Here is an 18,109-nt window from a genome sequence, read left to right as displayed (position 1 = left end):
GTCGAATGCGGAAGCGGGCGCGCAGTTTAGCGGGCGGCTCGGGGTGCGGCATTCGGGAACGGATTCCGGCCCGCACGAAGAACCGCTCGCCTGCGCAGCACGCCGCACCGGGTCGCGCCCCCGCAGCCTGATCACGCAAGTGGACCTGCCCCGTTCTTCGCGCTCGTCTTCGACCCGGCCTCTCCCTTCCCTCGCATCGCCGGCGTAACAGGGGGCGGGCGCAAAGTAGCCCTGCCCCGGAAACGCATCGCGGGGCCACCCATGCCCCCAGGAGCCGTGCCATGTCCATCGAGAAGGTTCTCTACACCGCGACCGCCACGTCCACCGGGGGGCGCGAAGGGCGCACCCGTTCCGACGACGGCGTACTCGACCTGCAGCTGTCCATGCCCGAATCCCTCGGCGGGAAGGGGGGCTCCGGCACCAATCCCGAGCAGCTGTTCGCCGCCGGCTACGCGGCCTGCTTCGTCAGTTCCATGGAACTGGTGGCCGAACGCCAGCGACTCGCCCTGCCCGCCGCGACCAGCGTCACCGCCCACGTCGGCATCGGCCCGATCAAAGACCACTACGGCATCCAGGTCGCGCTCAGCGTGTCGGCGCCGGGTTTGGACCACGACCAGCTGCAGAAGCTCGTCGAGCGCGCGCACCGCGTCTGCCCCTACTCCAACGCCACCCGCGGCAACATCGACGTCAGCCTGTCGATCGCCGACTGAGCCACGCCTTCGCGCATCCGCCGGCCAGCGCCCGAGGCAGGACGCACGCTGCCAGCGCCTCCGGCTTCGTCGCGGGGGCGCCATTGCGCAGGCGATCGCCGGCGCGATGGACACAGTGCCTGCCCGTCCGTCGCGCGGAGCGGCCCGGGTCAGCCGGCGGCGCGCTCGATCAGCGACGCGAACGGCGTGTCCTCGGCCAGCGCGCCGTACACCGCCGATGGCCCTTCGCGCAGGCGGCTGCGGCAGAAGGTCACCGCCACGGGGGAACCGGCCTGCAGCAGCGTTGCCGCCTGCAGCTGCAGGGCCAGGCGCATGACCAGGGCACGGGCCTGGGATTCGTCATGGCTCCGGGCCAGCGCCACCTGCAGCCGGGCGAGCGCGCGGTCGTAATCCGCGTCCAGGCCTTCGGCACGCGCCAGTTCCTCCTGCAACGCCGCCAGGCTGGCCGGCTCGCGCGACAGTGCGCGCAGCACGTCCAGGCACTGGATGTTGCCGCTGCCTTCCCAGATCGAATTGAGCGGCGCCTGCCGGTACAGCCGGGGCAGCAGCGATTCCTCGACATACCCGGCCCCGCCCAGGCATTCCTGCGCCTCGTTGACGAAGGCCGGCGCGCGTTTGCAGATCCAGAACTTGCCGATTGCCGTGGCCACCCGCGCGAACGCGGCCTCGGCCGGATCGCGCGGCGACGCGTCCACCGCGCGGGCCACGCGCATCGACAGCGCCAGCGCCGCCTCCGCCTCGACCGCCAGATCGGCCAGCACGTTGCGCATCAGCGGCTGGTCGATCAGCGCCCGGCCAAAGGCCTGCCGGTGGCGGCAGTGGTGCAACGCCTGCGACAGCGCCATGCGCATCAGCCCGGCCGAACCGAGCATGCAGTCCAGGCGGGTCAGCATCACCATCCCGAGGATGGTGGCGATGCCGCGCCCCTCCTCGCCCACGCGCCACGCCAGCGCGGCGTCGAACTCGATCTCGGAGGAGGCGTTGCTCCAGTCGCCGAGCTTGTCCTTGAGCCGCATCAGCCGGAAGCCGTTGAGCGCGCCATCGGGCAGGCGCCGCGGCAGCAGCAGGCAGGTCAACCCGCCGGGGGCCTGCGCCAGCACCAGGAAGCCGTCGCTCATCGGCGCGGAGAAGAACCACTTGTGCCCGCGCAGTTCGTACGCCTCCCCGCCGGGCAGTGGCGTCGCGCGCGTGGTGTTGGCGCGCACGTCGCTGCCGCCCTGCTTCTCGGTCATGCCCATGCCAAGCGTCAGGCCTCGCTTGTCCGCCGCCGGCACGTCGCGGGGGTCGTAGCGGCACGCGGCCACGCCATCGGCCCATGCGCGCATCGACGGCTCGCGCAAGAGTACGGGCACCGCCGCATGGGTCATGGTCAGCGGGCAGCTGCTGCCCGGTTCGGCCTGGTAGTGCAGGTAGGCCAGCGCCGCGCGCGAGACATGCGCGCCGGCTACCGGGCGCGCCCACGACAGCCCGGCCACGCCCTGCCCGATCGCGGCCTGCATGATCGCGTGGTAGTTGGGATGGAATTCGACCGTATCGATCCGCCGACCGGCGGCATCGTGGGTGCGCAGGCGCGGGCGGTCGCGATGCGCCTCGTGCGACAGCGTCAGCAGCTCGCCACCCGCGCGCGCGCCATAGGCCGCGACGGTTGACTCGAACGCACCACCGCCCTCGCGCGCCAGCGCTTCGCGCAGCCCCGCGTCCTCATTCCACAGGTCGCGCGCGCCGAACGGCGGCGGCTGGTTGGCGACCTCATGCGTTCGCACCGGTTGCATCGCGCCGCTCCGTGGAGGCCTGCGCGCACGTTACCCCGTGCCGGCCGCGCATACAAAAAGGGCCCCGGAATGCCCGGAGCCCTGAATCTGGCCGATACGTGAACCTGGCACCGTTATCAGTGCCTCGAAAAGTGAACCTGACCCCGTTCTCTGCCGGGCGCCGCGGCAGCAGCAGGCAGGTCAGTCCGCCGGGGGCCTGCGCCAGCACCAGGAAGCCGTCGCTCATCGGCGCGGAGAAGAACCACTTGTGCCCGCGCAGTTCGTACGCCTCCCCGCCCGGCAGTGGCGTGGCGCGCGTGGTGTTGGCGCGCACGTCGCTGCCGCCCTGCTTCTCGGTCATGCCCATGCCAAGCGTTAGGCCTCGCTTGTCCGCCGCCGGCACGTCGCGGGGGTCGTAGCGGCATGCGGCCACGCCATCGGCCCAGGCGCGCAGCGACGGCTCGCGCAAGAGCACGGGCACCGCCGCATGGGTCATGGTCAGTGGGCAGCTGCTGCCCGGTTCGGCCTGATAGTGCAGGTAGGCCAGCGCCGCGCGCGCGACATGCGCGCCGGCTACCGGGCGCGCCCACGACAGTCCGGCCACGCCATGCCCGATCGCGGCCCGCATGATCGCGTGGTAGTTGGGATGGAATTCGACCGTGTCGATCCGCCGCCCGGCGGCATCGTGGGTACGCAGGCGCGGGCGGTCGCGATGCGCGTCGTGCGACAGCGTCAGCAGCTCGCCACCCGCGCGCGCGCCATAGGCCGCGACGGTTGACTCGAACGCACCACCGCCCTCGCGCGCCAGCGCTTCGCGCAGCCCCGCGTCCTCATTCCACAGGTCGCGCGCGCCGAACGGCGGCGGCTGGTTGGCGACCTCATGCGTTCGCACCGGTTGCATCGCGCCGCTCCGTGGAGGCCTGCGCGCACGTTACCCCGTGCCGGCCGCGCATACAAAAAGGGCCCCGGAATGCCCGGAGCCCTGGAATCCCGCCGCGAAGTGAACGCGGCACCGTTATCCGGCGGCAATAAGCGGACCTGGCACCATTAGCCCAGCTCCCTTCGAAAGCACACCTGCCCCCGTTCTCTCGCAGCTCTCAAACCTTCCTTGTGTTGCAAGCCGCCAATTACCACGTCCATAAGCGGACCTAACACCGTTAGCCCCCGCCAGCTCGCCTCGAAAAGTGAACCTGACCCCGCTATCGTTTCCGGATGCGCTTCGCTTATCCAGACTACGCTGGCTGCATTTTTATAATTAACGAACAGCACCAAGAAAACAACTTTCCATAACGCGAACATCAGGTGCATGTGCGGCCAAAAAAGCCCTAACTCCCTCCTTATCACCGTCACTAGCCGTCGGCCCTAGTGTTACCACTAGTTGCCTAATGGCGTCATCACGTAATCGAAGGTAAAGATATTCAGTGCCAAGCCCTTGTTTGAAAATCGATCCGCCCCGGACCATTCTCAAATACTCATCACCGAAGCGCTCATTTTTCTTGCCGCCGGGGACTCCCCGAAAAGCTTGGAGAACAAAGCGACATTCCTTCTGAAATGCCCATCGATCCCATTTGATGTATGCCAAATCGGACGCGCCGCCATTAATCGTTACTGTCCCCTCGGCTGCTGAGATTCGCTCGCGGTACGCCTGACCCACATCCGCAACGTAAGTTACGTCCCTCAGAAATGAACCGGCATTCTCTACGAAAACAGTGGGGAATAGGAAGTATCCATCCCCAATAATTTCATCAAGAGTAAACGGAGCTGCTACTCGGTCGAATTCCCAGTGGGCAGCCGTCCCCGGCACTTCATATTTCCCATCCAGAATGTGCTGATTGAAGGGGTCGTCTGGTAGTGATATCCGAACCCCCTTCATAGAATCGCCATAAATCTTCCACTGAACTAGGTCTTCGTCGGGATTTCTGACCCAGCAACTTCCAAAGAACTGGGCCCCAAACTCAATCCCAGCATGAATCTGCCCCTCCAACAGATCATCGAATTTATCAAGCCTAGTGAAGCGCAACTTTCTAGATTTGATGATGCATCGGAGTGCTTCGACACTCGTGTAGTGGTGGATAGTCATGACCGCGAGATTAATCGATCAACCGCACTTGCTATACCCACAGTTCAAGCAAGTCGCACACCCATCCATCAGCACCAGCGCCTTGGTGCTGCACTTGTGGCACATGCTGGCGCTGGGCGGGAAGCTGGTGCCGTCGCCGGTGACTTCGATGTCTTCCTGGTGGCTGGCAGAAGCAGAAGCGCCCTCATCCGCCCTGCGGGCACCTTCTCCCGCGGGAGCGGGAGAAGGGGAGCTCACGTCAGCGTTTTTTTTTGAGCGCTCTTCGTACTGCTTGCGCTTCTCGGCGATCAGGGCCTTCTGGGCATCGGACATTTCCGGGTCGTGCATCATGCCGATCGACTTGAGGTGGTCCTCGATGATCGAGCCCAGCTCGGCCACCAGCGAGGGCATGTACACGCCACCGGCCTTGAAGTAGCCGCCCTTGGGGTCGAACACGGCCTTCATCTCTTCCACCAGGAAGGTCACGTCGCCGCCCTTGCGGAACACGGCGGACATGATGCGCGTGAGCGCGACGATCCACTGGAAGTGGTCCATCGACTTGGAGTTGATGAAGATCTCGAACGGGCGGCGCTGTTCGTGCTCGGAGCCGGCATTGAGCACGATGTCGTTGATGGTCACGTACATGGCGTGCTCGACCAGCGGGGATTTGATCTTGTAGGTGCTGCCGATCAGCACGTCCGGGCGCTCGATGCGCTCGTGCATCTGGATGACATCCGCCTTGGGCAGTTCCGCCGCCACGGTCTCGCGGGGCACGGCCGCGCCTTCGACGGGCTTGTCATCGGGTTTGACGACGGCGTATCCGGTGATCTTGCGATCGATCTTGACGGCCATGGGCGGGTCCTGGGCGGGTGTTGTCGAGCTTGGTTGGTGTGGGCGTGTTGAACGTTGGGGCAGGGCAAAGGGCAGCCCTCACCCCTACCCCTCTCCCAAAGGGAGAGGGCTGAAGTCGGGTCAGGGCTTTGCGGCAGCGCGCTTGGCGGCGGTCTTCTTGGCCGGGGGCACGAGCCTGGCGACCTTGCCGGGCGCCTTGGCTGCGGCCTTCTTCGCAAGTGCGGCCTGCCGGGTGCCGGGTGCGCCGGCGGCACTCTTGCTGGCGGTGCTCTTGCTGGCAGCGCTCTTGCTGGCAGTGTTCTTGGTGGCGGGACTCTCGCCGGCAGGACTTTTTGCAGCGGCCTTCTTCGCGACCGGCGCCTTCACTGGAGCCGTGACCGCCTTCTTCGCCACTTTCTTTGCGGCAACCTTCGCGGCACTGCTCTGGCGCGTCACGGCCTTCCTGGCCATGGTCGGGGTCTTCGCGGTGACCGCGAGGGTCTTGCGGGCGGCGGCGTCGGGCGCAGGCCTGGCGACCTTTACGGTCTTGGCAACCTTACCGGGGCTGCGCGCGCCGGCGCCCTTGCGCTTGAGCGCTGCGATCTCGTCGACCGCGGCGGCTTTCGCCGCCTCGAGCTTCTGCTTCACCGCGGCGACGCGCTTGCTCACCGCTTCGCCCGCCTTGGCCACGCGCTGGCGGGCCCTGGCTGCGCCGCTGGCCACGGTCTGCTCTGCGACCTGTGCACGCTGCTTTGCCGACTGCACCACGCCGTTCGAGCGCTGCTTGACCGTCTTCACGACGTCCCTGGCCTTGTCGGCCACATCGCCTGCCGCGTTCACCAGGGTATCGGCGACGCCTTTGTCGTTGCGCATGTCAGAAGTCCTCGTCAGTGATGGAAGCGCTGCTTGCGGCGCGGCAAAAATGTATCGCGGGCGTTGTGCACTGGGCGACAGGACACCTGCGCAGGCACGCACGCACGGGCCCGATGCCCGTGCGCCGGGACGCTCAGAACTTGCCGTAATAGCCTTCTTTCAGCGCATCGAACAGGTTGGCCGCGGTGTGCATCTCGCCGTCGTATTCGATCTGTTCGTTGCCCTTGACCTCCACCACGCTGCCGTCGTCGAGTTCGAAGCGGTACATGGTGTTCTCCAGATCCGCTTCCTTGACCAGAACACCCTGGAACGCGGCAGGGTTGAAGCGGAACGTGGTGCAGCCCTTGAGGCCCTGCTGGTGGGCGTAGCGGTAGATGTCCTTGAAGTCCTCGTACGGGTAGTCCGTCGGCACGTTCGCGGTCTTGGAGATCGAGCTGTCCACCCACTTCTGCGCGGCCGCCTGCACGTCGACATGCGCCTTGGGCGTGATGTCGTCGGCGGCGATGAAGTAATCCGGCAGCTGTGCATCGGGTTCTTCCGAGTACGGCATGGCCTTCGGGTTCACCAGCTCGCGGTAGGCCAGCAGTTCGAACGAGAAGACGTCCACCTTCTCCTTGGACTTCTTGCCTTCGCGGATGATGTTGCGGCTGTAGTGGTGGGCGAACGAGGGCTCGATGCCGTTGGACGCGTTGTTGGCCAGCGACAGCGAGATCGTACCGGTGGGCGCGATCGAGCTGTGGTGGGTGAAGCGCGCGCCGGCTTCGGCCAACTGGTCGACAAGTTCGGGCGCGACCTCGGCGATCTTCTGCATGTAGCGCGAGTACTTCGCGTGCAGCACCTTGCCGGGAATCTCCTGCCCCGGCTGCCAGCCGTCGGCGGCCATTTCCGGGCGCAGCCGCAGCATCGCCGGGGTCACCACGAAGCGCTCCTCCATGATCGGCGCCGAACCCTTCTCCTGCGCCAGCGACAGGCCTGTTTCCCAGCCGGCCACCGCCATCTCGCGCGCGACACGCTCGGTGAACTCGCAGGAGTCCGCTTCGCCATAGCGCATGCGCAACATGGTCATGGTGCTGCCCAGACCCAGGAAGCCCATGCCGTGGCGGCGCTTGCGCATGATCTCCTCGCGCTGCTTCTGCAGCGGCAGACCGTTGATCTCGACCACGTTGTCGAGCATGCGGGTGAACACCCGCACGACTTCCTTGTATTCCTCCCAGTCGAACCACGCGCCGTCGGTGAAGGGCTCGCGCACGAACTTGGTGAGGTTGACCGAGCCGAGGAGGCAGGCGCCGTAGGGCGGCAGCGGCTGTTCGCCGCAGGGATTGGTCGCGCGGATGGTCTCGCACCACCAGTTGTTGTTCATCTCGTTGACGCGGTCGATGAGGATGAAACCCGGCTCGGCGTAGTCATAGGTCGAGACCATGATCATGTCCCACAGGTGCCGCGCACGGACCTTGCCGTAGACCTTGCAGGCGACGAGGCCGTCGTCGCGGCTCACGTAGCCCGCCGTCTGCGGCCAATCACGCCAGATCACCTGGTCGGGATCGGCGAGGTCCACTTCGTGCGCCTCGGCCTCGGCCAACGGAAACACCAGCGGCCAGTCCGCGTCGTCCTCGACGGCCTGCATGAAGCCGTCGGTGATCAGCAGCGAGAGATTGAACTGGCGCAGCCGGCCGTCCTCGCGCTTGGCGCGGATGAAATCGCGCACGTCGGGATGGCTGACATCGAAGGTGCCCATCTGCGCGCCGCGGCGGCCGCCGGCGGAACTGACGGTGAAACACATCTTGTCGTAGATATCCATGAAGGACATCGGACCGGAGGTGTAGGCGCCGGCGCCGGCGACGAACGCGCCGCGCGGCCGCAGCGTGGAGAACTCGTAGCCGATGCCGCAGCCGGCCTTGAGGGTGAGACCGGCCTCGTGGACCTTCTCGAGGATGCCATCCATCGAATCGACGATCGTGCCCGAGACCGTGCAGTTGATCGTGCTGGTGGCCGGCTTGTGTTCCAGCGCACCGGCGTTGGAGGTGATGCGGCCTGCGGGAATCGCCCCGCGGCGCAGTGCCCACAGGAAACGCTCGTTCCAGTGGCGCTGTTTGTCGGGAGTGGCCTCGGCCTCGGCAAGCGCCCTGGCCACGCGCTGGTAGGTGCCGTCGATGTCGGCATCCACGGCCACGCCCTGCTTGGACTTCAGGCGGTACTTCTTGTCCCAGATGTCGGCCGACGCGGGCTGCATCGGGATCTGCGGGCCGGGTTCCTGCTTCACCGCCGCGAGGCGCACCGTACTCATCTCTTGCGTTCTCCTTGGAGGCGCCGGCGTGCCGATCACCTGTCATTTCCATGCCGCGCGAGCAGCTCGCCGTTGCGCGGATCCGATGGCGGCGGTTATGCGTGCCCGGATCGGTGCGTGAACATATGGCTGCGATGCCGAAGATACCCGCCGGCTGCGGAATTCCTGGCCTTCAAACCCATCGCGTGCCATCCCCTTGCTGCGAAGCGTTGTCTGCGGCGGAAAGCCCCAGTGGTTGGGGCTGCCCGATGTGTGCACCCAAGATATAGGGGGCGACAACGGGGGATCAAGCTACGCCCGGACTCCGACCGGTGTCAACCGCGACCCGTGACCGCTGCCACGGCACGCTGTCGGCGCGGACCTGTCGGCCAGCTCACTGTCCGATCAAACTGAATACGTCTTTCAAGCCCGATTCAAACGCGTTGCGCCAGACTGCGGGACCGACGGCGGTCGCCGACACGCCGTCGACCCGACCTCGACGCTGCGGCGTCGAGCATGACGCACTGCCGACAGGGGACGTTACATGCGCGCCAAGACCACCCTCCTCGCCCTGACCGCCGCCGCCGCGTTCGGTGGCTTCACCGCGACCGCGATCCGCGACGCCCTGCAGCAACCCGCCGCCGCGGCGCCGACCGTCGCCGCACTGCCCATGGCCGCGCTGCCGGCCACCGTCGACGGACAGGCGCTGCCGTCGCTGGCACCGATGCTCAAGACAGTGACGCCGTCGGTGGTCTCGGTACACACCAAACAGCGGGTGCGGGTGAGCCCGTTCGGCAACGATCCCTTCTTCCGCCGCATGTTTCCCGAACTGAGTCAGGAGCGGATCAACGAATCGCTGGGCTCGGGCGTGATCGTCGATGCGGCCCAGGGCTATGTGCTGACCAACCACCATGTGATCGAAGGCGCCGACGACGTGTCGGTGACGCTGTCCGACGGCCGCACGGTCAAGGCGGAGTTCATCGGCTCGGACATCGACACCGACGTCGCCCTGATGCGCATTCCCGCCGACAACATCACCGCCCTGCCGCTGGCCCAGGACGCGAACCTGCAGGTCGGCGATTTCGTGGTGGCGGTGGGCAACCCGTTCGGGTTCGGGCAGACGGTGACCTCGGGCATCGTCTCGGCGGTCGGCCGCAGCAACGTGCCGGGCGTGGGCTACCAGAACTTCATCCAGACCGACGCATCGATCAATCCGGGCAACTCGGGCGGCGCGCTGGTCAACCTGCGTGGCCAGCTGGTCGGCATCAACACCGCGAGCTTCAACACCCAGGGCAGCATGGCGGGCAACATCGGGCTGGGTTTTGCGATTCCGATCGGCCTGGCCCGCAATGTGATGACCCAGCTGGCGACGACCGGCAGCGTGCAGCGCGGCACCCTGGGCATGGATACGCAGACCGTGGACGCGCGCATCGCGCAGGGGCTGGGCCTCGACACGCCGCGTGGCGCAGTGGTGACCCGCGTCTACAACGGCTCGCCGGCCGCGCGAGCGGGCCTGCGCACCGGCGACGTGGTGGTGGCGGCGAACGGGCAGCGCATCGACGACAGCGAGGCGCTGCGCAACTTCCAGGGCCTGCAGGCGCTCGATGCGCCGGTGATCCTGGAGGTGCTCCGCGACGGGCGCACGCTCAAGGTGGAAACGCGGCTGACCGCATTGCCGCGCGACGGCGCCAGCGTCGACATCCGCCTGACCGGCGCGACCTTCGCCGACCTGCCCGAAGCACTGCGTCGCCAGAACCAGCGCGTCGGCGGCGTACTGGTGGAGAAAGTGGAACCGGGCAGCCGCGCCCACCAGAACGGCCTGCGCGAAGGCGACCTGATCGTCGCCGCGAACAGCGGCCAGTTCCGCGACCTCGCCGGCTTCCGCGACTCGCTCGCCGACCGGCCGACCGACCTGGTCCTGCGCCTTTCACGCCGTGGACGCATCGCCGACGTGATGATGCGCTGAACCGACCCACCCGGCCGCGCGTTTCGCGGCCATGCCCAACGACAGGAGCAACACTCATGAGCCCCACTTCGACCGACACGGTGAAGACCCATATTGGCGAGGCAGGTTCGCACCTCGCCCAGGCTGCACGCGATGCAGGCGCCGCGGTCAAGAACGCCGCCCAGGTGGCCGGCGACGAGCTCAAGCTGGGCCGCGCCAGCGTCAAGTCCGATCTCGCCGATTCCGCGATGGCCGGTGTGGCCGCGTTCGAGGAAGGCGGCACCGCAGCGAAGGAACAGTACGACGTGCTGCTGGACAAGGGCCGTGACCTGGTCGAAAGCGCTGCCGACCTGATCCGCGAGCGTCCGATCGCCGCGTTCGGCACCGCGTTCGCCGCGGGCTGGATCATCGCCAAGCTCGCGCGCAGCAAGTAAGTCGCAGGCGCATGACCGAGCGCGTGCCCGGGGAAGACCCGCGCGAGGGGGAATCGGCCGGCAGTGCACATCGTGCCGCCGGCGAGGTTCCACATCTCGACGAAAGCATCCGCCGCATCCGTGCGGCGGCGACCGAAACCTTCAGCTCCGGACTCGACAGCGGCCGCGCACTGCGCAAGCTCGTGTCGGCCGACTTCGCCCTGTCCCGCAGTGCGCTGGGGCGCGGGCTGGCATGGTCCGCGGTTGGCGTGGTCTTCGGCGCGTCCGCCTGGCTGTTGGCCATGGGTGCAGCGATCGCCCTGATGCAGTCATGGGGCTTGTCCTGGCTGGCCTCCATTTCGGTCACCGCGTTGTTCAGCCTCATCGTCACCGCGGTCGCCGCCTGGCGGGTTTCGGTGTTCTTCGACTACGCTGGCATGCATGCCACCCGTCGCCAGTTGGCGCGGCTTGGCCTGTTCTCGGAAGCCAGCGACGATGACGACGACACGAACGACAAGCCGTCGGCACCTCCGAAGCCGACGCCCACGCCGGGAACGGGACAGCCGACACAATGAACTTTGAAGGTCTCAAGAACCGCGTGGAGCGTGCCGAGACGCTGGTCGACGGCCGCGTTGTCCAGACCACCGACCGCTATCGGGCGCTACGCGTGAGCTGGCGCGAAGCCTGGACCCCGCCGCGCATCCTGATTGCCGGGTTCGTGGCGGGCTTTGCGACCGGCCATCTGGAGCCGCAGCGGGCATTGGCGGGGCTCGGCAAGTTCGGCGGACCCAAATCGCTGCAACTGCTCAGTGCGGTTTCCGGTCTGATGGCCTCGGTGCAGGCCACGGTCGCTGCGGCCACGGCCGGCAAGGCCGCCGAAACCGCCGACAACGCCGCGCAGACCGCCGACGCGGCAGCCGACCAGGCCGCCACCAACGGAGCGACCGATACCCGCGCCGCTGCCGCAGCCGGCGCCGCCGCTGCGATGCACGTGCAGGCCACCGCCGCGCAGGCGCAGACTCGACAACCTCCGTCGGCGCCGACCGCCGGCGGGGTGCCGCCGGGCGCTGCCGCCCAGCCGCGCTCCGACCGCAGCCGTCCCGACCCGGTGCTGGCGGAACAGCCGCGTCCGGCCGAAGCGTCCACCGAGCTGTCCGAATCCGGACGCTGAGGGCCTGCGCATTCCACTGCCGATGAGTATTCCGACCAGTCCGGTCCCGCCGGACGACGCGCCGCCGCCCGCGGACACTCCCGTCGCGCCTCGACCCCGCGCATCGACTGCGCTGATCATCCTCACCACGCTCGCCGTGCTGTCGATCCTGTGGGCCGCGCAGACGGTGATCCTGCCGGTGCTGCTGGCGATGTTCTTCGCCCTTGTCGGCAACCCGGTGCTGCGCGCCCTGCGGCGGCTGTGGGTGCCGCGGTTCGTCAGCGCGCTGCTGGTGCTGTGCCTGGGCCTGGCCGGCGCGGGCATGCTCGGCCTGCAGCTCTACGGCCCGGCCAGCGAATGGGTGCAGCAGGCGCCCAAGCAGCTGCGCGCGCTGGCGCCGCGCCTCAAGGCGATGACCCAACCGGTCCACCAGGCCAGCCAGGCCGCCGAATCATTCGCCCGCGCCACCGAGGACCGTCCACAGCGCCGCGTGCAGCTGGTGCAGATCCAGGACAACAGCTCGTGGCGGACCATCGTGGCCACGCCGAAGATGCTGGCCTCGGTGCTGGCGGTGGTCCTGCTGACGTTCTTCTTCATGGTCTACGGCGAGAACCTGCAGAAGAACGCGATCGCGATGCTGCCCGACCGCCAGCGACGCAAGCTCACCTTCGACATCATGCAGTCGATCGAGCGCGAGATCTCGCGCTACGTGCTGACCATTTCGATCATCAACACCCTCCTCGGCGCGGTGTTCGCCGGCGTGCTGGTATGGATGGGCCTGACCCTGCAGGACGCGCTGCTGTGGGGCACGGTCGTGGCACTGCTGAACTTCGCGCCCTACGTCGGCCCGCTGATCGGTCTGCTGCTGATGCTGCTGATGGGTTTCGTGAGCTTCGAGGGCACCTGGCCGAACGCGACCTGGGCGCCGGTGATCCCGGCCGCGATCTACCTGCTGCTGCACACGATCGAGGGGCAGTTCGTCACCCCCATCGTGCTCGGCCGGCGCATGGCCATCTCGCCCCTGGTGCTGATCCTGGCGCTCATGCTGTTCGGCTGGCTGTGGGGCATCATCGGACTGCTGCTGGCGGTGCCGCTGATCGTGTGCGTGAAGCTGGTGCTGGCCAGGGTGGAAGGGCTCGAGGGCTGGGCGCGGCTGCTGGCCTGATCTTGCGACCGGCCCTTGCGCCGGGGTTTTCCGGCCCCCTGCACCGCTTGCTCGAACGCCGCACGCGCGGACGCAGGTCGCGAGCCCGACGGCTTCGGGACAGAGCGTCCCGGAGGTCGCCGACCCCCACTCGCTACAATGGCGTATGAGTTTCCCGATCCGCGCCATCACCCTCGATCTCGACGACACGCTGTGGCCGTTCGCGCCGATCGGCGTGCGGATCGAGCAGGCACTCGATGCGTTCCTGCGCGAGCACAGCCCGCAGACCGCCGACATGTTCCCGGTGGACAGGATGCGCGAGCTGCGCGAACGCGTGTTCGCCGACAACGCGCATCTGATGCACGACCTGTCGGCACTGCGCCAGCTCACGATCCAGCAGGCACTGCGTGACAGCGGCGGCGACGTCGGCCTGGTCGACGCCGCATTCGATGTGTTCTACGCCGAGCGCAACCGCGTCGAGTACTACCCCGACAGCCTGGCCGCGCTCGAGCGCATCGCCGCGCGCGTGCCGGTGGCCGGGCTGACCAACGGCAACGCCGACCTGGAACGCGTCGGCATCGGCCACCTGTTCGCATTCAATCTCGGCGCGCGCGAGCACGGCGCGGCCAAGCCCGATGCCAGCATCTTCCATGCGGCCTGCAGCCGCCTGGGCTGCGAACACGGCGACGTGCTGCACGTCGGCGACCACATCGAAATGGATGTCGCCGGCGCCGCGCGTGCGGGCCTGCGCAGCTGCTGGATCAACCGCGAGGGCAGGCGCTGGGAACATCCCGAGCTCAGGCCTGACCTCGAGTTCGACACGCTTACCGCGCTCGCCGACTGGCTCGACACCGTGCCGACGATTGCCGACCGCTCCTGACCCGGACACCCCCCATGACCGATATCACCACCGACATCTTCACCACCGACGCGCAACACGCGCGCCCGCTGCACGTCGTCGCACGCGAGGCCTATGGCGCCTGGCGCGAAGCACAGCCGGCCGCCACCCGGGCCTGGCTCGACGCGCAGGCCTTCGACGCATCGCCCGGCGCGCTGAGCCTGCTCCCCGGCGAGGATGGCCCCGGCGGTGCGGTGATCGGCATCGGCGATGCACGCGACCCCGACAGCTACGCGCACGCGGTCTTCGGCCTTCCGGCTGGCGACTGGCGCGTGGATGGCGCACACGAGGCCGACGCGCTGCAACTGGGCTGGGGACTGGGCGCCTACCGCTTCACCCGCTACAAGGCCGCCACGCGCAAACCCGCGCGGCTGGTGGTGGAAGGGATCGATGCCGAGACCGTGGCCGTGATCGCGGCGACCACGCGTGTGCGCGACATGGTCAATACGCCGACCGAGGACATGGGCCCGGAACAGATGGAAGCGGTGGTGCGCGACATCGCCGCCGCCCATGGCGCCAGGTTCGACAGCGTCGTCGGCGATGCGCTGCTGGCGCGGAATTTCCCGGCGATCCACGCGGTCGGCCGCGCCTCGCATCGTGCGCCGCGACTGCTGCACATGCACTGGGGCGATGCCTCGCACCCGCACGTGGCGATCGTCGGCAAGGGCGTGTGCTTCGACACCGGCGGCCTGGACATCAAGCCCGGCGACGGCATGCGCAACATGAAGAAGGACATGGGCGGCGCGGCCCATGCGATCGCGCTGGCCGAACTGGTGATGACGCGCAAGCTGCCGCTGCGCATCACCCTGCTGGTGCCGGCGGTCGAGAACGCGATTGCGCCGAACGCCTACCGCCCGGGTGATGTCATCGCCACGCGCAAGGGCATCCATGTGGAGATCGACAACACCGATGCCGAAGGCCGCGTGGTGCTGTGCGATGCGCTGGCCTTCGCCGGCGAGCAGTCACCCGATGTGATCCTCGACTTCGCCACGCTCACCGGCGCGGCGCGCATCGCCCTGGGGCCGGACCTTCCGGCGCTATTCTGCAACGACGATGCGCTGGCCAATGCCTGGCTCTCCGCCGGCGAGGCCACCCGCGATCCGGTCTGGCGCATGCCGCTGTGGCGCCCCTATCTGCGCTATCTGACCAGTGGCATCGCCGACCTCGCCAATGCCGGCTCGCGCATGGCCGGTGCGGTGACCGCCGCGCTGTATCTCGAGCGCTTCGTGCCCGATGGCCTGCCGTGGGCGCATCTGGACACCTATGCCTGGAACGACAGCGGCCGCGCCGGCCATCCGCAGGGCGGCGAGGCGCTGGGCCTGCGCGCGGCCTGGGCCATGCTCAAGGACCGCGTGGGCTGAGCGGACGCCTCAGCGCAACCAGCCGCGCCGCGCGGCGCTGCGGGCAAACAGCCAGATCGCCGCGACCATCAGGATCAGCAGCGCCGGCAGCAACAGGCCCGCGGCGCCGGTCAGCGACCAGACCGGGGTCAGTGCGTAGCTGGCCAGCATCTGCACGACGATCGCGATCAACGACAGCTGCAGCATCGGCACCGCCCAGCGGCGTGCGAGCAACAGGGCGATCGAGCCGGCGGTGCCGGTGATCGTGGCGACGGCGAACAGCAGCAGGACCCACAGGGGCATCGCCGAGTCGATCTGCTGCTGTTCGAGCGGCAGCGCGGCACGCTGCGCCGGTGTCATCGCCAGCTGCAGCACGAAGACCAGCAGGCCGAAGAGGTTCCACAGCAGGGCGGTCAACGCGACCACGCGCCCACCCAGCGGCATCTTCTGTCCCTGCATCACGGCGCCTTTCGCACGTGCCCGTTCGGCACGCGGCGAGGGTAACAGCGTCGCGCCGCAGCCGGCATTTCCCTGCGCGCGGCAGGCAGGCGAAAATGGCCGGCTTCGCCGGGACCTGCCCGGCCATCACCGGGTATCGATGAACGCCTCGACGCACCTCTCGCCCGACGAGATCCGCAGCCTGTTCGCACAGGCGATGTCCCGTATGTACCGCGACGAGGTGCCGCTCTACGGGGCGCTGATGGAGCTGGTCTCGGAGGTCAACGCCGCGGCGCTCGCGGCCGACCCGTCGCTGGCCGCACGCCTGCAGCGCAGCGACGCGCTCGATCGCCTGGATGCCGAGCGCCATGGCGCGATCCGTGTCGGCACGCCGCGCGAACTCGCAACGCTGCGTCGACTGTTCGCGGTGATGGGCATGGCGCCGGTCGGCTACTACGACCTGGCCGTCGCCGGCGTGCCGGTGCATGCGACCGCGTTCCGTCCGGTCGATGCGGCCGCGCTCGCGCGCAATCCGTTCCGGGTGTTCACCTCGCTGCTGCGGCTGGAACTGATCGAGGAGGCCGCGCTGCGCGAGAAGGCGGCCGCGATCCTCGAGCGCCGCGAGATCTTCACCCCGCGCGCGCTCGAGCTGATCGAGCGCTTCGAGCAGGCCGGCGGACTCGACGCCGAAGAGGCGCGCGAGTTCGTCGGCGAAGCGCTGGAGACCTTCCGCTGGCACAGCGAGGCGACCGTCTCGCACGACACCTACCAGGCGCTGCTGTCCGCGCACCGGCTGATCGCCGACGTGGTCTGCTTCCGCGGCCCGCACATCAACCACCTCACCCCGCGCACGCTCGACATCGATGCCGCGCAGGACGCGATGCGCGCGCGCGGCATCGACGCCAAGGCCGTGATCGAAGGTCCGCCGCGTCGCCGTTGCCCGATCCTGCTGCGGCAGACGAGCTTCAAGGCGCTGCAGGAGCCGGTGCTGTTTCCGGCCGGCGAACGTGCCGACGCCGGCACCCACACCGCGCGCTTCGGCGAGATCGAACAGCGCGGTCTGGCGCTGACGCCCAAGGGACGCGCGCTCTACGACCGGCTGCTCGGCCAGGCGCGCGAGGCAGGCGGCGCAGGCAGCACCGGCGACTACCCTGCGCGTCTGGCCGCGGCTTTCGCCGGTTTTCCCGACGATGACGACACGCTCCGCCGCGAGGGTCTTGGCTACTACCGCTACGCGCTGACCGAGGCCGGCCGCGCCGATCCCGACGCGGTCGCGCGCGGCTCGCTCGACGACGCGATCGACGCGGGCCTGGTGACCGCCGATCCGGTGATCTATGAAGACTTCCTGCCGGTCAGCGCCGCCGGCATCTTCCAGTCCAACCTTGGCGGCGACGAACAGCGCGCGTATGCGGCGCAGGCGAACCGGGACGCGTTCGAACAGGCACTCGGCGCGCCCGTGCAGGACCAGTTCGCGATCTATGCCGCGATCGAGCAGGACTCGCTGCGGGCGCTCGGGGTCAGCGGATGGGCCGCGCCCGCTTGCTGATCCGGTGCTTTATGGCGTCGACGACCTGCGGGGTCCCGACGACACAGTGACGTGCGTGTGGTCTTACGACCGCACGCCGGCGTGCTACAGCCAGCCCTTCTGCCGCGCCAGCCGGTAGGCCTCGATGCGGTTGCCGACGCCCAGCTTGCCGATCGCTTCGGACAGGTAGTTGCGCACGGTGCCGTGGGAGAGCCTGAGTTGCGCGGCGATCCCGGTCGCGCTCATGCCCTCGCCTGCCAGCCGCAGGATCTGGCGTTCGCGCTCGCTCAGCGGATCGGGCTCGCTCCAGGCTTCCAGCGCGAGTTGCGGGTCGATCACGCGGCCGCCGTGGTGCACGCGCCGCAGGGCGTCGGCGAGCTGTTCAGCCGGCGCGTCCTTGAGCAGATAGCCGCTGACGCCGGCATCCAGCGCACGGCGCAGAAACCCGCCACGCGCAAAGGTGGTGACGATGACCACGCGCACCGGCAGTTCGTGTCGCTGGATGCGCTGCGCGAGTTCGAGACCCGAGAGCCCGGGCATCTCGATGTCGGTGACCAGGATGTCGGGCGCGAGACGCTGCAGTTCGCGCCACGCCGATTCGCCATCGCCGACGCTGCCGACCACCGACAGATCGTCTTCCAGATTCAGCAGCGCGGTCAGCGCGCCACGCAGCATCGCCTGATCCTCGGCGATGAGGATGCGGAGCGGCTGTTCGATCGTGGGCATTCGCGGCATGGCGATGACGGTAGCAGTGGGACAGCGGGGTCGG

The 18,109-nt window shown here is 68.3% G+C and carries 17 protein-coding genes; 9 read left to right on the top strand and 8 right to left on the bottom strand.

The annotated features are described in order from the left end of the window. The first annotated feature begins 281 nt into the window (after positions 1-281). The gene (locus CNR27_RS04675) at positions 282-710 is read left to right on the top strand and encodes an organic hydroperoxide resistance protein (RefSeq protein ID WP_096297155.1); all 429 of its coding nucleotides are present in this window, start codon (positions 282-284) and stop codon (positions 708-710) included. A gap of 149 nt (positions 711-859) precedes the next feature. Here the strand turns inward: CNR27_RS04675 and CNR27_RS04670 are convergent, their stop codons facing one another. From CNR27_RS04670 to CNR27_RS04650, 6 genes are all read right to left on the bottom strand, one after another. Further along, positions 860-2,482, bottom strand: a complete 1,623-nt coding sequence (locus CNR27_RS04670; RefSeq protein ID WP_096297154.1) for an isovaleryl-CoA dehydrogenase — start codon at positions 2,480-2,482, stop codon at positions 860-862. After that, complete coding sequence (locus CNR27_RS04665; RefSeq protein ID WP_096297153.1) at positions 2,460-3,362, bottom strand: acyl-CoA dehydrogenase family protein; 903 nt, start codon at positions 3,360-3,362, stop codon at positions 2,460-2,462. Before CNR27_RS04665 ends, CNR27_RS04670 begins: the two co-directional genes overlap by 23 nt. Before the next feature lie 354 nt (positions 3,363-3,716). After that, a complete protein-coding gene (locus tag CNR27_RS15200) occupies positions 3,717-4,541 on the bottom strand; it encodes a hypothetical protein (protein ID WP_157745264.1) in 825 nt (274 codons plus the stop codon). A gap of 18 nt (positions 4,542-4,559) precedes the next feature. Then, on the bottom strand, positions 4,560-5,372 hold the full coding sequence (locus CNR27_RS04660) for a TSCPD domain-containing protein (RefSeq protein ID WP_096297152.1): 813 nt from the start codon (positions 5,370-5,372) through the stop codon (positions 4,560-4,562). Between the two features lie 120 nt (positions 5,373-5,492). Further along, a complete protein-coding gene (locus CNR27_RS04655; RefSeq protein WP_096297151.1) occupies positions 5,493-6,224 on the bottom strand; it encodes a histone H1 in 732 nt (243 codons plus the stop codon). A 133-nt stretch (positions 6,225-6,357) separates the two neighbouring features. After that, complete coding sequence (locus CNR27_RS04650; protein WP_096297150.1) at positions 6,358-8,508, bottom strand: adenosylcobalamin-dependent ribonucleoside-diphosphate reductase; 2,151 nt, start codon at positions 8,506-8,508, stop codon at positions 6,358-6,360. A 523-nt stretch (positions 8,509-9,031) separates the two neighbouring features. Between CNR27_RS04650 and CNR27_RS04645 the strand changes: the two genes are divergently transcribed. The 7 genes from CNR27_RS04645 (at position 9,032) to CNR27_RS04615 (ending at position 15,398) form a co-directional block, all read left to right on the top strand. Beyond that, a complete protein-coding gene (locus CNR27_RS04645; protein WP_096297149.1) occupies positions 9,032-10,453 on the top strand; it encodes a Do family serine endopeptidase in 1,422 nt (473 codons plus the stop codon). Between the two features lie 56 nt (positions 10,454-10,509). Then, on the top strand, positions 10,510-10,866 hold the full coding sequence (locus CNR27_RS04640) for a hypothetical protein (protein WP_096297148.1): 357 nt from the start codon (positions 10,510-10,512) through the stop codon (positions 10,864-10,866). Positions 10,867-10,877: 11 nt separating this feature from the next. Next, positions 10,878-11,420, top strand: a complete 543-nt coding sequence (locus CNR27_RS04635) for a phage holin family protein (protein ID WP_245815750.1) — start codon at positions 10,878-10,880, stop codon at positions 11,418-11,420. Continuing rightward, positions 11,417-12,016 carry a hypothetical protein gene (locus CNR27_RS04630; protein ID WP_096297147.1) on the top strand — a complete coding sequence of 200 codons (600 nt, stop codon included), beginning with the start codon at positions 11,417-11,419 and terminating at the stop codon, positions 12,014-12,016. The genes CNR27_RS04635 and CNR27_RS04630 overlap by 4 nt, the downstream gene beginning before the upstream one ends. A 10-nt stretch (positions 12,017-12,026) precedes the next feature. Continuing rightward, the gene (locus CNR27_RS04625) at positions 12,027-13,160 is read left to right on the top strand and encodes an AI-2E family transporter (protein WP_425435508.1); all 1,134 of its coding nucleotides are present in this window, start codon (positions 12,027-12,029) and stop codon (positions 13,158-13,160) included. A gap of 145 nt (positions 13,161-13,305) precedes the next feature. Beyond that, positions 13,306-14,019 carry an HAD family hydrolase gene (locus CNR27_RS04620; RefSeq protein WP_096297145.1) on the top strand — a complete coding sequence of 238 codons (714 nt, stop codon included), beginning with the start codon at positions 13,306-13,308 and terminating at the stop codon, positions 14,017-14,019. Positions 14,020-14,033: 14 nt separating this feature from the next. Continuing rightward, positions 14,034-15,398, top strand: coding sequence for a leucyl aminopeptidase family protein (locus CNR27_RS04615; RefSeq protein WP_096297144.1), 1,365 nt, complete (start codon positions 14,034-14,036; stop codon positions 15,396-15,398). Positions 15,399-15,407: 9 nt separating this feature from the next. Here CNR27_RS04615 and CNR27_RS04610 read toward each other — a convergent pair whose 3' ends face one another. After that, a complete protein-coding gene (locus CNR27_RS04610; RefSeq protein WP_123832851.1) occupies positions 15,408-15,836 on the bottom strand; it encodes a hypothetical protein in 429 nt (142 codons plus the stop codon). Between the two features lie 139 nt (positions 15,837-15,975). Here CNR27_RS04610 and hglS point away from each other — a divergent pair, with 139 nt between their 5' ends. Continuing rightward, positions 15,976-17,361, top strand: coding sequence for a 2-oxoadipate dioxygenase/decarboxylase HglS (hglS, locus tag CNR27_RS04605; RefSeq protein ID WP_096297142.1), 1,386 nt, complete (start codon positions 15,976-15,978; stop codon positions 17,359-17,361). An 84-nt stretch (positions 17,362-17,445) separates the two neighbouring features. On the opposite strand, the gene CNR27_RS04600 is transcribed toward hglS, so the two are convergent. Then, positions 17,446-18,066: a response regulator transcription factor gene (locus CNR27_RS04600; protein ID WP_096297141.1), complete on the bottom strand. Its 621-nt coding sequence runs from the start codon at positions 18,064-18,066 to the stop codon at positions 17,446-17,448. Positions 18,067-18,109: the final 43 nt, after the last annotated feature.

This window comes from Luteimonas chenhongjianii, from assembly GCF_002327105.1.
In the GTDB taxonomy this organism is placed as follows: domain Bacteria; phylum Pseudomonadota; class Gammaproteobacteria; order Xanthomonadales; family Xanthomonadaceae; genus Luteimonas; species Luteimonas chenhongjianii.
Note: the sequence above shows the minus strand (reverse complement) of the source record. Positions and strands in the feature narration are given on the sequence as shown.